General features: G+C 69.3%; 8 protein-coding genes. 4 read left to right on the top strand and 4 right to left on the bottom strand.

All coding sequences use genetic code 11. The features are described from left to right. Positions 1-10: 10 nt before the first annotated feature. A complete protein-coding gene (locus tag RS82_RS06680; RefSeq protein ID WP_045297812.1) occupies positions 11-2,311 on the bottom strand; it encodes a glycoside hydrolase family 127 protein in 2,301 nt (766 codons plus the stop codon). A 217-nt stretch (positions 2,312-2,528) separates the two neighbouring features. Here RS82_RS06680 and RS82_RS06685 point away from each other — a divergent pair, with 217 nt between their 5' ends. Then, positions 2,529-2,759, top strand: coding sequence for a twin-arginine translocase TatA/TatE family subunit (locus RS82_RS06685; RefSeq protein WP_045297813.1), 231 nt, complete (start codon positions 2,529-2,531; stop codon positions 2,757-2,759). A gap of 10 nt (positions 2,760-2,769) precedes the next feature. After that, positions 2,770-3,153, top strand: coding sequence for a twin-arginine translocase TatA/TatE family subunit (locus RS82_RS06690; protein ID WP_052676731.1), 384 nt, complete (start codon positions 2,770-2,772; stop codon positions 3,151-3,153). 384 nt (positions 3,154-3,537) lie between these two features. Here the strand turns inward: RS82_RS06690 and RS82_RS06695 are convergent, their stop codons facing one another. Beyond that, positions 3,538-8,181, bottom strand: coding sequence for a galactose-binding domain-containing protein (locus RS82_RS06695; RefSeq protein WP_245619534.1), 4,644 nt, complete (start codon positions 8,179-8,181; stop codon positions 3,538-3,540). Positions 8,182-8,505: 324 nt separating this feature from the next. On the opposite strand from RS82_RS06695, the gene RS82_RS06700 reads away from it, so the two are divergent. Beyond that, a complete protein-coding gene (locus RS82_RS06700) occupies positions 8,506-9,354 on the top strand; it encodes an NAD-dependent epimerase/dehydratase family protein (protein ID WP_045297815.1) in 849 nt (282 codons plus the stop codon). A 65-nt stretch (positions 9,355-9,419) separates the two neighbouring features. Beyond that, entirely contained in the window at positions 9,420-10,052 is a 633-nt protein-coding gene (locus RS82_RS06705; RefSeq protein WP_045297816.1) for a DnaJ family domain-containing protein, read from the top strand. A 103-nt stretch (positions 10,053-10,155) separates the two neighbouring features. Here the strand turns inward: RS82_RS06705 and RS82_RS06710 are convergent, their stop codons facing one another. Both RS82_RS06710 and RS82_RS06715 read right to left on the bottom strand, forming a co-directional pair. Then, complete coding sequence (locus RS82_RS06710) at positions 10,156-13,494, bottom strand: family 43 glycosylhydrolase (protein ID WP_084695496.1); 3,339 nt, start codon at positions 13,492-13,494, stop codon at positions 10,156-10,158. A gap of 226 nt (positions 13,495-13,720) precedes the next feature. Then, positions 13,721-14,746: a LacI family DNA-binding transcriptional regulator gene (locus RS82_RS06715; protein ID WP_425411879.1), complete on the bottom strand. Its 1,026-nt coding sequence runs from the start codon at positions 14,744-14,746 to the stop codon at positions 13,721-13,723. Positions 14,747-14,765: the final 19 nt, after the last annotated feature.

Raw genomic sequence — 14,765 nt, forward strand, 5'->3', positions numbered from 1 at the left:
GATCGACATGTCAGTTGCCCCCGTCGATCGGCGCACGGCCTGCGGCGAGGAGGATCCTCTGGCGGTTGCGGGCGGTGAGCAGCCCGGCCGCGACGTACGCCGCCGAGACCTCGCCGACAGCGCCCAGGAATGCGGACCGGTCGGCGAACGGCGCCCGCTCCCACACCTCGTCGAGCAGGGTCTTGTTCGACCGCTTCGGGTTGGCGACTCCCGCGTCCTGACCGGCGAACGTGACCGACGGCTCATTGCGCTGGAAGTACATGTGGTAGGCAACGTCGCGCCCGTTGTAGGCGGGCTCGTACGACTGCGACCCGATCGTGAAGACGTTCGCCGCGGTCTTCGAGATGCCGCGGGTGACGTCACCCGACAGGTCCAGCCGGTCGGCGAGCGACACCTTCAGGTAGCTGGTCGACGAGCTCGTCGCCGTCAGCACCACGGGTCCGTACATGAGCGCCTGGATGTCGGGCCGGTCGATCGCGGCCTCCACCCGCACCGTGAGCGGGATGCGCACAGTGATCGTGTCGCCGGCCGCCCATGCGCGGGAGATGCGCGCGTAGGTGCCGGGCACGGCGTCGACTCCCGCCGGCGCGCCGTTGACCTGGACCTCGGCGCCCGACGACCAGCCAGGGATGCGCAGGTGCACCGTCAGCGGGCCCGACGGGGCGGTCTTGACCGTGAGAGTGGATGTCTCGCCCTCGGGGTACGACGACACCTGCTCGAGCACCAGCCCGGTCTCCTCCCACTCCAGGGTCGACGCGATGTAGAGGTTGACGTAGAGCTCGCTCTGATCGGCGGAGCGGAAGTAGATGCCCTCCTGGTACTTCACGTGACTCTCGAGCCCGGTCCCACCGCAGCACGTGCCGATGTTGCCGTTGCCGTATTCCTTGCGGGCCCCAGGCTGCACCGGGAACATGTAGAGGTTCTCGGGGCCGGAGGTCGACTCCTGGTTGCGTCGACCGCCCAGGATGTGGTTCAGCACGGTGCGCTCGAAGTAGTCCATGTACTTCGGGTCCTGCTCGTTGAAGAACAGGTAGCTGGCGACCTTGAGCATGTTGTAGGCGGCGCACGATTCGGCGTTGCGGGGACCGATGTCGCCCGCGACGGTGTTCGCCGGTCCCCACAGCTCGCCTTCGCCCGTGCCGCCGTGCGCGTACGAGCGCCCGGGCACCACCATGTCGTAGAAGCCCTTCGAAGCATCCAGAAAGTGGTCGTCGCCGGTCTGCGCGGCGAGCTTGATGTAGCCGGGGAACTGCGGGATGTGCTGATTGGCGTGCTTGCCGTTGAGCGTGTCGGTGCCCGCGGCGCACGCGTCGACGAGCGTGTGCAGCGTGAACAGGTGCGCGGCATCGAGGAACTCGCTCTTTGCCGCATCGTTCGAACGCCAGTAGAGCTCGACCAGCACCTCGTTCATGCCGCCGTACTCACCCGCGATGTACGAGCCCCACATGCGGGCGAGCTGTGCGGACGTGCACTTCGACAGCCGGCTGTACACCCAGTGGCCGATGCCCTCGGCGAGTGCGAGGGCCTTCGTGCTGCCTGCCAGGGCGTGCGCGTCGAGGAGGCCCGCGAGGATCTTGTGCAGCGTGTAGTACGGCGCCCAGATCTCGCCGTAGGGTGCGAACTCCTCCAGCGCCGAGAACTGCCACTCGCCGTAGGCCGAGAGGAAGCCGGGGTGCGAGTAGCGCGGAGCGCCCTGATACTCCTGGGCCGCGAGTGCCGCGCGGCACTCCTCGAGGCCGTCGACGATCGCGTTGACCTTGTTGAGAAGGGCCACCTCGCCGGTGGAGGCGTAGGCCATCGAGATGCCGCTCAGGAAGTGGCCGCCATAGTGGCCGCGCAGGCATCCGCCCGCGCCCGCCGTGTTCTGGCCGCGCACGTACTCGCGTGGCCCCCAGCGCTGGAGGTCGGGGTTCGGGCCGAACTCCTCCCAGCCGCCGGGAGGTGTGGCGCCGTTCGTCGGGAGTCCGGCGTTGCGGCGGAAGACCGCGAGCACCTTGTCGACCGAGTAGGCGCGGTACAGCACGAGGTGCTGGTTGAGCGCACGGGTGAAGACACTCTGCCCGAGCGTGACAGAGGTGAGCGGGAACGGCCGGACGCTCCACGACTGGGGGTACACGAGTGTCTGCGCGGCGCGCACCATGCGCGTGGGGTACGCCGCCCCCGCGGTGCGCAACGCCGCCCCGGGTGCCGGCGCCGCAGCCTGCGCGCCGCCCGCGTCGAGGAGGCTGGTCGCCGCGACGGCACCCGCGATGGCGAGTCCGCCGCCGAGCACCCTGCGCCGAGTGAGCCCTGACGGGTTCTCTCCGATCATCACTGATCCTTTCGGTTCTTCTTCGGACCTTGGGCGCACCCGAGCACGGAAGATCACGGCTGGCCCGCTTTGCACGTTAGCGGTACCAGTGAGCGCTAACAAGCCTTTCGAAAGTTTTCGGAAGTCCGCTTGACCGTGCGTCGGGGGACGGGCCATACTGAGCACTCCCGCGTGGTGTCAGTGCTCACGGCGCCCGTCGATCAAAGGAGACCACGACGTGCTCGCGAACCTCAACGGCTGGCATCTGCTGATCGTGCTGGCGGTGATCCTGCTCCTGTTCGGGGCGGCCCGTCTCCCTGCTTTGGCCAGGAGCGTCGGGCAATCGGCGCGGATCCTGAAGGGCGAGATGCGCCACGCCCCCAAGACCGCAGGCGATGAAGCGGACTCCCCCGCGATCGCCGACGATGCGCCGGCGGCACGTACAGCGGACACCCGCTCATCGAGTTGAGGCGCGCGCGGTGTTCTTCGGCCTCACCGTCGAAAAGGTTTTCTTGATCGGTGTGGTCGGGGCAGTCCTGCTCGGGCCCGAACGCTTACCGGAACTGTCGCGCAGGCTCGCCCACGGTGTGCGGGCGGCGAAGGCCGCACTGGCGCGCACGACCGCGCGCGTGCGCGACGAGATGGGGCCGGAGTTCGACGAGGTCGACTGGCAGAAGCTGGATCCTCGGCAGTACGACCCTCGCCGGATCGTCCGCGAGGCTCTGCTCGAGCCGGTCTCATCATTCCAGCCGCTGCCGCCCCCGCTGCCCGCGGCCGAGGACGCAGCCGCGGCCCTCGATGCGGTGCCCTCCGAGCCCGCCTCCGCGTCACGGGGCGCGCCTTCCGCGCCGTCGGCCGTCTGACCGTCGACCGCCCGACCGTCGGCCACCCGCCCGTCGATCGCCCGGGCGTCGGCCGCCCGACCGACGCCCCGACGACCCTCCGGAGTCCGGAGCCGACCGCGCTGAGCGCCGCACCCGCCGGGGTGGCAGCATCCGCTCTGCTCACTCCGCTCGCCATCCCCCGGCGCGGTGCAGCCCGTTCCGGTCGGACGACACCCGAGTGACACCTGCGAGCCCGCGTGCTGCCCCACACGAGCCCTTGCCGCGCGACACGCGAGATGACATCCACCATCGCGTGCGGCGGCACATGGAACACCGCTGCCGGGCCCCCTTCGGGACCCGGCAGCGGTGCGTCGGTTTTGCGGAGGCGGCGACGGATGACCGTCGCCGCCTCCGGACTGTGGATCAGCCGCAGGACTTCGCCGTATACGGCGCCTTCACCGTGGTGGTGGAGCCGTCGGCTGCGGTGGCGGTCACCGACACCTCGCCGGCGGTCACCGACGCGGCGCGCACCGCGAAGGCGTTGCTGACCGCCTTGCCGGCCCCGACACCCGTGACCTGCTTGGTGCCGTAGTCGGATGCCAGCGCGAGCGTGACGGGTTCGTCGTGCTCGTTGGTCGCCTTCACGACCAGCTGGATCTTGCCCGCCACGCAGCGGGTGTCGACGGTCGCCGACACCTTCGGTCCGGGTGCGACGCCGTCGCCCACCGTCAGAGTCAGCGTCGTCGACGTGGTGCCGGCGGTGCTGACGTACGACGGCAGGATCAGCTGACCGCGGACCTCGTAGACGCCAGGCGTCTGCACGATCGACTCGTCGAAGTCCCACTCGACGCCGATCGCCCGGTTGTCACGTGAGCCGTCGTTGTACGACACCGCGACCCGCTCCGGCAGCCACGGCAGCTCGCCGACCTCGACGGTCTGCTCGAACTGCTGCGCTCCCTGGATCGAGATGCCGCCCTGCGAGTTCTCCGGTCGCACGTACACCTGCGCCTGGGCGATGAGCCCGTACGCCGTGTTGGTGCCGAAGACCGTGAACGGCTCGACGTTGGTCTCGGCGACCTGCTCCGCGGTGATCGGCTGCCAGGTGAAGGGCACCGAGCCACGCGCGCCGCTGGCGAAGACCACATCCAGCTCACCCGGCAGCTGCGGGATCTCACCCACGACCGTGCGGACCACGACGGGCGCATCCACAGACGCGACAGTCTCGCCGTTGACCCGCCAGCGCAGCACGCCGGTGCCCGCGCCGCCGGTCTGCACGCCCGTGATGCGGACGCGCAGCTGGCTCGCCTCGATCGCCTCGAACTCGAAGCGGTTGAAGGCGTCCAGCTTGAGACCCGCCGCGTAGGTGGAGCCGTTGGTGAGCGTCACCGGGGTCCAGTTTGTGCCGTCGTTGGAGGACTCGATGACGTACGTGTCGGCCCGCGGTGCCCGCGTTCCGCCGTTGTCGTCGTACCAGTAGAGCTCCGTGGAGCTGATCCGCACCGGCGACTGCCACGTGTACCGCAGCCAGGCGGCGTTGGCCGCCGAAGTGCCGTTGGCCGTCTGACCCCAGGTGCCCCAGCCGTTGCCCGCTCCGGGGTTCGAGCTGGCCGGCGTGGTCGCCTCGTTGACGCGGTTCTGGTTCTCCCAGGACGCCACCCCGCTCGAGGTGATCGTCGCGACCGCGCCGTACTCGGCCGACGTGGCCTTCTCGGTGAGGTTGAGCGACACCTCTCGCTGCGTCGTGAGCGCGCCGTCGCTCGCCTGGAGGCGGAACACGTACGCGCCGGCGACGGTGCCCGTCACCGTGGTGCGCAGTGCGTTCTGGTCCGAGAAGATGACGCCGGCACCGGCAGGGGCCGACACTGTCGACCAGCTGTATGTCAGCGTGCCCGACTCCGGGATGCCGTCGTCCGTCGCTGTCCCGACGAGCGTCGTCGAGAGGTTGCCGTCGCGGGAGCGGTCGGCGGTCGCGGTGACCACCGGTGCGTCGTTGACGACCGCCGGGACCTCGCGGCCCGAGTCGAAGACCTGGATCTCCGAGATCGCGGTGGAGAACGACGGGGTGTTCGTGAACGCGACGCGCACCTTGCTCGCGGTGACGGTCTCGAACAGCGCCTCGTTGAACTTCGGCCCCGGGATCTTCGGAGCCTTGAAGGCGTCGGGCACGGTGACCCACTCGCCCGCCCCGTTCTGCACCTGGATCGCGTAGCCCTGCGGCTCGTGGTAGCCCCCGGACTGACGGTCGCTGACGAACCACACCTTGACGTTGTCGAACGTCTTCGGCGCGCCGAAGTCGAGGTCGACGTAGCCGCCGGCCTCACCGGTGCCGTAGTTGCCCCAGTAGGGCTCGTTCGCGGTGATGCCGTCGGTGACGGCGTTCAGCGACACCGGCCGCTCGGTCTCCTTGATGGCGCCCGGCGTGTAGTTCATCGACCCCGTCGAGAAGCCCGGCGTGTGGAAGTTGCGCCACGCGGCGGGACGCGCACCCTGCTGGGTCGCCGACGACGACAGCGTGGCTCCGGCGGCCAGGTTGGCCGCGTCCTCCTCGAGGTCGATGCCCGCGGTCTTGAGGTACGACACGACACGCTCGTCCTGGATCGGGGTGTCGACGGCCGTCGGCACGTCGGCACCGTCCTCGGCGACCACCTCCACATCCAGTCCGGCGTCCGCCTCGGCGATCTCGTTCGTCGCCGGGTCGTAGACGAACCGGCCGAGATCGTCGGCGGTCGCCTTGCGCTCGCCGTCGACGAACAGGCTGTAGCCGGCACCCAGGCCGTACTTCGAGCCGTCCTCATCCCAGACGATCGTCAGGTCCTTGCCGTGGTAGTTCAGGTTGTTCACCATGAAGTTCCCATAGCCGAGGTCGATCGGCCAGAGCTCGATCTTGTCGTCCGCGCGGGGACGGATGCCGCCCATGTCCTCCACGTAGATGTAGTTCATGTTGCCGAGCATCACGTGGTTCGGGTTGTTTCGGTTGTACGTCTTCGTGGCGGGGTTCCAGTTCGAGTAGTACTCGGACTGGTTGGCCACGCGGGCATCACCGTTGGGGTAGATGCTCCACGCCATCCACTGCAGCAGGCGCTCGGCGTACTCCGGGGTGATGTACTTCTGCTCCGGGTCGTAGTCGCGCAGCGCCGCCCGCACCGCGCGGTACTGCACGGTGAAGTTGATGTTCGAGAAGTTGTTCGACCCGCCGATCCCAAACTTCGCCCGGTCGTACTGGTTGGCCGTGTAGAAGGGGAAGATCGGGAAGTTGTCGCCGTACCGGAGGAACCGGTAGCCGTCGACGTACTTCTCGGCGTCCTCCTTCGGAATGAGCCCCTCCGAGTAGATGTCGTAGAGGTTCGACTCCTTGGCCGGGATCAGATCCCGCTCCGCGGCGCTCAGCGGGTTGGCCCCGCCGTTGGAGGATGCGGCCGCCTGGGCTCCGTGCGAGGTGCCCGCGAGGAACATCCGCATCTCTTCGCTCCACAGCCGGTCAAGGACCTCGCTCTGGATCCCGTCGGCGGCGGTGCGCATCTCGGCGACCTTCGCCGGATCCGCGCCTGCCTGCTCGTAGAGCTGTGCGGCCGCGTCGAAGGCGCCCCACACATACGCGGATTCCGGGCGCTCGATCGTGCGAGCCCCCGCCGCCGAGGCGTTCGTCTTCGGGTAGCCGAAGGTGATGGCGTCGGAGTCGTTGCCGGGCATGTAGTTGGTGTCGTACGCGATGAGCATGTCGTCGTTGCCGTCGTAGTGCTCGAGCTGACCGACGCCGTCGCCCTCGAAGTACGACGCGAACTTCTCCGCGATCGCCGGGCCGCCGCCGTAGACGTTGTACGCCTCGAGGCCCGCGGTGCCGATGTACTGGGAGTAGTGGTTGTTCCAGCTCGTGTGTCCGGGGCTGTCCAGGAACGCCGACGATCCCGACAGCTCTCCCACGTTGAGGATCTGGCCGTACGCGAGGTACGGGTTGCGGATCCACTTGGTGTCCTGCAGGTGCATCGGCTGCGTCAGCACGACCGCGTTCTGGTAGAGGTTCGAGCCCTCGACCGTCGTCGGGTACTGGTAGACGTAGCCCGACTCGTTCGTGTCGAGCGCGTTGTAGCGCTCACCCCACCACCGGTAGACGATCGCCTTCTCGATCGCCGCGTCGGGCACATCGATGTAGGGGATGTCCTCGGCCCAGCGCTTGTTGAACTCGGTGACGCCCGTGCGGAACGCTTCCGCCGGGGCGAGACCGGCGTACGTCTGCAGCTGCTCCGCTCCGGCGGGCATGCCGTCGCTGGAGAGCGCTCCGACGACGGAGATCTCGACCGTGCCGCCGGCCGGAACCGTGATCTCGCGGTCGAGGTTCGAGCCTGACCGCGTGAAGCCGGGCGCCTTGAGCGCGATGTCGACCTGCGACCACGCCGTGTCGTTGAGGCCGTTGTTGGAACCGCTGGTGATGGTGCGCGTGCCGACGAGTTCGTCGCCTGCGTCACCGGCACCGGTCGCCAGCGGCGATGCGGCGCGAACGGTGAAGGTCTGTGCGGCGCCGCCCGGGTTCTGGAACGCGATCGTGGTGACGGCGACGTTGTCGTACGTGATGAACTTCTTCATGTCGGCCACCACGCCCGTGGTGCCGATGTTGTACCGCGACTTCGCGTGGCTGGGCGCGTTGAATCGCTGGGCGCCCACCTCGGTGATGGTCTGCCCGGGCACGATGACCGAGTAGAAGGATCCGAGGTTGTTCGGTCCGCCGACGTAGGTCGAGCCCGCGAAGCCCATGACGCCCCACGTGCTGCCGCCGCGCAGGTACAGCGAGCGACCGCGGGTCTGGAGCACGGCGTTGTTCGCCGTGCCCGTCACTCCGAGGATGCGGTCGAGGTAGTAGTCGGTGCCTCCTGCGGCGAGATCCTTCTCGAAGATCGCGCCATGCATGCTCTCCGCCGTCCAGTCCACGCCGGGAACGAGCTTCTGCTCGACCTCCGCGAGGTTGGTGTACGTCGGGTCGCCGATGTCCATCGTGTCGGTCTGGCCGTCCGTGTAGACGCCGACATCGGATTCGTTGCCCGGCACAGGGGCTCCGAATGCGTTCGTCGGCACGAACGCGAGTGTGGCTGCCGTCAGCGCGCAGATCGTCGCTGCGGCAGCCGTTCTTCTCCTGGTTGTAGGCGACATCGCCCATCCTCTCCATCGGGGAACGGATGACTCGGCGACGCCGCGCGTGGACGGTCGGGGCGAACCGGGTCCGCGCCAGTAAAGCAGTGACGAAAGCCGGAGCGCAATGCTTTTCGGAGTTTTCGTGTTACCGGTATCTATTCACCCTGCTTCAAGGCGAAAAGCCTTGCGGCTCGTGGAGGGCTCGTCCGAGCGGCCAGGAGCTGCGCGAGCGGCCCCGGTGCCGGCCAGGACTGGCAAGCTGGACCCATGCGCATCGCCCTCACCGGTTCGTCCGGCAAACTCGGCACCGTCGCCGCCCGCGAACTTCGCGCGGCCGGTCACGATGTCATCGGCATCGACGTCGTCGGCACCCGCGGCCCGGACTTCGTCCAGGTCGACCTCACCGACTACGGTCAGGTCGTCGACGCCCTCGCCGCTGTGAACGACCGGCACGACGGGTTCGACGCCGTCGTGCACCTCGGTGCGATCCCGGCCCCCGGCATCCGATCCGATGTCGCGACGTTCCACAACAACATGACGGCGACGTTCAATGTGTTCTGGGCGGCCGTGAGGCTCGGCATCCGTCGCATCGTCTACGCGTCGAGCGAGACCGTGCTGGGGCTGCCGTTCGACGTGCCGCCGCCGTACATCCCGGTCGACGAGGAGTACCCGCCGCGGCCCGAGTCCGTGTACTCGCTCGTGAAGACGCTCGAGGAGCGCATGGCCGTCGAACTCGTGCGCTGGCACCCCGACCTGTCGATCACGGGCCTGCGGTTCTCGAACGTGATGGTGCCGGAGGACTACGAGGCGTTCCCGTCGTACGACGCCGACGCGCTGCAGCGCAAGTGGAACCTGTGGGGGTACATCGACGCGCGGGACGGCGCGCATGCTGTCGAGCGCGCGCTCGAGGTCGCTCCCCCGGGCTTCGAGACCTACATCATCGCCGCCGCCGACACCGTGATGTCGCGCCCGAACGCGGAGCTCGTCGCCGAGGTGTTCCCCGGCGTGCCGCTGGCTCGCGAGTTCGGCGAGCACGAGACGCTGCTGTCGATCGACAAGGCCCGGCGCCTCTTGGGCTACGACCCGCAGCACTCCTGGCGCGACGAGGTGCGCTGAGCAGGGCGACGCGCACCATGGCGACGTAAGCTCGACGCGGACCCCGGTACGCGAGGAGGTCGCCGATGTCCGAAGACCCACGCCTCGCCGCCGCGCGCTATCGCGCCGAGCACGACGACGGCGAGCGCCACGACGACGCTGAGCGGGCGGATGCTGCCTCGCCGCCATCGCGGGCAGCTCAGGCGTACTCGGCGGCCGATCGCGCGGCGGTCGTCGAGATGGCGATCCAGCAGGCGATCCGCAGGGGCGAATTCGACGACCTGCCCGGCGCGGGCAAGCCGATCCCGGGCCTCGGCGAGACGCACGATCCGGACTGGTGGATCCGCCGCAAGATCGAGACCGAGCAGCTCACCGGCCTAGGCCCGCCGGCGCTCACGCTGCGCGTCGAGAACGCCGAGCTCGACGCGAGGCTCGACGAGCTCTCGCGCGAGGCCGACGTGCGCGAGGCACTCGAGGACTTCAACCGGCGAGTCATCGAAGCGCGGCGGCAGTTGCTCGGCGGGCCGCCGGTCGTGACGCCGACCCGCGACGTCGACGCCGAGATCGTCGCATGGCGCGCCCGCCGCGCGGCACCCGCCGCCGTAGCGCAGACGGATGTCGCGCCCCCGCGCCGCCACCCCTGGTGGCGGCGCCCCCGCCGCGCTGGATCGGAGGAGATCACGACGGACGAGGACGAGCCTCGCGAGACGGTCCTCTGATGGGCGGATCCCCTCTCGAACACCGGACGTGGCGTCCCAGACCCGGATCCTCCGAGTCTGGGACGCCACACCCTTCACGAGCTCACGCGCTCAGCGCGAGCCCTCACTGACAAGCGGTGGCCGAGAAGGCCGCCTCCGCCTGCGCCGTGCGTCCATCTTCCGCAGCGGCGGCGACGGCGATCGTGCCGCCGACGACCGACGCGGAACGCGTGGCGAAGGCGACCGAAGCCGACTTGCCCGGCTGCACGGCGAGCGACTTCGATCCATAGGCCGAAGACACGTCCACTTCGAGTGCCGTGCCGCTGACGTTCTTCACCACGGTCACCAGCTGCACCTTGCCGGCGACACAGCGAGAGGTCGCGGTGGCCTCGAGCTGCAGCGCAGGCAGCGCGACCGTGATCTTCTTCTCGAGCACGACGTCGCCGCGGACGACGCGCACCGTGTACTCGCCCGCGGCGAGGCCGGCGCCTGCCGTGGCCGTGAGGGAGCCCGCACCGCTGCCATCGGTGTGGATCGTGCCGAGGGCTGCCGTCCCCGGCTCGAGCGTGACCGCGTAGTCGGCGTCGGCCGCGCCACCGGTCAGGGACACCGGGAACTGCGAGCCCGCCGTGACGGCGGTGGCCGGCACCTCGATCGCGGGCGTCGCGGCCGGGGCCGCGGCGATGACCTGCCACTCGCGGATGCCGGTCGATCCGCCGCCCTCCGCGGCACCCCAGGACTGCGAGACGATCCGCAGCGACGTCGTCTTCACCGGGGCGAAGTCGACGCGGTCGAATCCGGTGCCGGTGCGACCGTACGACTGCCCGGCGTCCAGAGCGACGTCGCGCCACGTCGTGCCGTCGGCGTCGAGGTACTGCAGCACCCAGCTCTTGGGCGGGATCATTCCGGCGTTCGCGGTATCGGGGCTGTCGCGGTACCACCACACACCCACCGAGTCGACGTCGACCGAGAACGACCACGTCAGCCGTGCGGTCTGCTGACCCGCCTGGGGCCAGGTGCCCCAGCTCGTCGCGTACTTGGCCGCGGCGTTCTCGAACGGCGCGTTGGTGCCGTCCTTGAGGCCGTTGACGTTCTCCCAGCTGCTCGTGAACGAGGCGGTGGCAGTCGCGTACGACGAGATGTTGCCCGTGAGCTGGGCGTTCGGGTCCTTCGGGATGGTCACCGAGCCGTTGGCGGTGTTGCCGGCGACGTCGCGCACGCGGTAGGTGAGCTGGTGCGGCAGCCCGTCGGGTGCGGCGATCGCCGTACCCGCCGTCGCCGCGACCCACGCCCCGGCGCCGTCGAAGCGATACTCGATCGCGGCCACGCCGGATCCGGCGTCGGTCGCGGTGATCGACACCGTGCGCGCCGCCGTGTCGAGCGCGGCGTTCGCGGTCGGAGCGGTCTTGTCGATCTTGACGGTGCGGCTCACCTCGGCCGACACGTTGCCCGACGAGTCCTCGGCGCGGGCCGTGACGGTGCTCGTCCCCTCCGCGGTCACCGAGACCTCGGCGAAGCGCGCGTTCGGCGTCGCCGTCCAGGCGCCCGAGCCGATGCGCGTCGACACCGTGGTGAGGTAGTCGACCGCATCCTCAGCCGAGGCGCGCAGCGTGACGTTCGAGGCGAACCAGCCATCAGCACCCGAGGTCCCGGAGGCCGCCAGGGTGACGGTCGGAGCATCGTGGTCGGCCGGCGGCGCGGGCGGGTCGTCCGAGCTGACGATGACGTTCGCCTGGACCAGCCCCGCGGCGACACCGAGCGCGCGGCCGGTCGCCATGAACGTGCCCGTCTGTGCGTAGTCGGACGCCTTCACCGGCAGCCAGTTCACCGGCGCCCACTGCTGCGCCCCATCGACCGTGATCCGCACGGCCGCGGGCAGCGAGGGTGCGACCCCCGGCTTGGTGTGGACGTCGACGGGTGCGGGAGCCGCGGCCTCGCGACCGTAGACCTCCCACTCGGATACCGACACGGAGTTGAAGTACGCCCCGCTGGCGCGCCCCGCGAAGGTCGCGCGCAGCGCCGTGGTGGTGACGGGCGTGAAGCTCGCCGTGAGCCAGGTGTTGACGGTCGTCGGGTACGTCGCGCCCTCGACGGGCCGCCAGTCGCCCGCGGCGTCGAGGTACTCGAGCTTCCACGATGCGGGCGGGCGGATCCAGTTGGAGTCCTGGTGGAACTGGATGCCGACCGAGCCGGTGCGCACCGGCGTCGTCCACTGGTACGAGAGCCAGTCGGTCTCGTTCGCGCTGGTCGTTCCCCGGTAGTTGCCCCATTGGTCGGGCGGCAGCAGCGCCGTCGTGGCGCGGAATCCGTCGTTGACCGCAGTGGTCCGCATCGGCGGCTGCTCGGTGAAGGACGCCTTCACCTGTGCGTCGAGCGCGAGGTTCGCCGAAGGGGTCAGCTTGGGGTCCTTCGCGAGGGTCTGGGTCACCGGCAGGATCTTGGCGCCGTCCCACGTCACCTCGTCGATCGCGACGGAGCGGCGGAAGTGGCCACCGCCCACTGCATCCTTCGTGTGGTAGGTCAGGTACGACTTCCCCTTGAAGTCGATGAGCGACGGGTGCACCGTCGTCGCGGACGTGCCCGACAGGATGATGCCCTGGTAGTTCCACGGACCCGTGGGGCTCGTCGACGTCGCGTACGCGATGCACGCCTGATAGTTCGACGGCGTGCAGCTGCTGCCACCCGACTTCCAGTCGTACAGCAGGTAGTACAGCCCGTTCTTCTTGAACACCCACGGCGCCTCGTAGAACGAGGTGAGCCCCGACATCGTCGAGATCGCCCCGTCGAGCGCGGTCATCGACGACGTGAGCTTCACGACGCGCGCGACGCTCCACGAGCCCCAGTACAGGTAGACCGTGCCGTCCGTGTCGGTGAACACATGCGGGTCGATCACCTCCTGGCCGTTGGTGCTCGAGCCGAAGACGTCGGACCACCTCACGAGTGGCGCACCGGTCGCGTCGGTCCATGGCCCGACCGGCGAGTCGGAGACGGCGACGCCGATCGCCATGCGGTTGGCCTGCGTCGTGTCCTTCGACTCCACAGGCACGTACCAGTAGTACTTGCCGTCGCCGCCCAGCACGGCATGACCTGCGTAGGCGGCGTTGCCCGAGGCCCACGAGAACACGGCGTCGGGGTCGAGTGCATTCTGATAGACGTCCCACTCGCCCGATGCGACGTCGTCGGTCGCCAGCACCGCGTAGTCGCGCATCGCGAACCCCGCCTGCTGCGCCGTCGCCTCGTCGTGCCCGGTGTAGACGTACAGGCGGCCGTCCGCTCCCACGAGGGGTGCGGCGTCGGCGGTGTACAGCGAACCGTCGGAGATGATCGGGTTTCCTGCGGATGTGATCGTGCGGGTCGGCGGTGGGGTCTCGGCGGCGGATGCCGGTAGGGCGCCGCCCGCGAGGATCAGCGCGACAGCTGCGGCAGTCGCCACCGCCGCCCGCGCCAGGACGTTGTCGTTCATGCGTGAATCACCTTTGTTTCGTCAGCGGCTGGTCTCGGCCGGGTACGCGACAGCGACTCGAGGAGCACCGAAACCGGTTGACACCACAGCAGCGATGTTGGCGCTCACATTTGGTGTTCTCGACGCTGGAATCCCGCGTGAGGGGCAGTTTGGCAGTGACCGACGCGCCAGCGCAATCGTTTTCGAGAATTTCGAAACTCCGAGCCGTCCATGACGGCACGGAGGGTCATCGACGCGGGATCGTCGACCCTCGGATCACGAGCCGCACCGGAAGATGGTGGCTTCCCTGGCCGATGTTCACGCCGTCGATCGCGTCGAACACCCGTTGCGCGGCCTGGCGCCCAAGCTGCTGCAGGTTCGCATCGATGCTGGTGAGCTGGGGGCGCGAGTTGGTCGCGAGCACCTCCCAGTTGTCGTAGCCGATCACCGCGAGGTCGTCGGGCACGCTGCGCCCGAGGTCGCGGGCGGTGTCCAGCGCACCGCGCGCGATCTGATCGGATCCGCAGAAGATCGCATCGACATCGGGATGCCGCTGGAGCAGGATCGCCGCGGCATCCCGGCCCCAGTGCTCTGTCCATTCCGAGAACATCGGCTCCCCCACGAGCTCCAGCCCTGCCGCGGCGAGCCCGGCACGGGCCCCCGCGACGCGATCCTGCGCGGCGGCGTATGCGGGATCGCCCGTGATGAGGGCGATGCGGGTCCGGCCGCAGGCGATCAGGTGCTCGACGGCGAGGCGCCCGCCTGCGTAGTTGTCGGGGGTCAGCGAGAGGTCGCGGGGGTCGTCGGACGGCGCATAGGCGTACACGACGGGAACCGGGAGGTCCTGGCCGAGCGATGGACGGGGGTCGGTCTGGCGCCCGACGACGATGATCCCGTCGACGCGGCGGCTGAGGAGAGCCTTGAGATGGTGCTGCTCGCGGATGGCGTCGCCGCGCGCATCGCACAGGAACACGTTGATCTGCCCCGCCCCGAAGGCGTCCTCGGCGCCCATGAGGATCGGGATCATGAAGCGGCCTTCCAAGTCGCTCGTGAGCAGTCCCACGGTGCCGGTGCGGCCGGCGAGCAGCCCTTTCGCCATGGCGTTGGGGGTGAACGACAGCTCGTCGGCTGCGCGCAGCACGCGCTGCCGCGTCGCGACCGCGACGTCGTCGCGATTGTTGAGCGCCTTCGACGCCGTCGCAATCGACACTCCCGCACGCCGAGCCACGTCGCTCAGTGTCGCGGCGCGCGACCCGTTTTCGCTCGTTGCCACGGCCATCCTCCCTCTCGTG

It is taken from the genome of Microbacterium trichothecenolyticum (genome assembly GCF_000956465.1).
GTDB lineage: Bacteria > Actinomycetota > Actinomycetes > Actinomycetales > Microbacteriaceae > Microbacterium > Microbacterium trichothecenolyticum.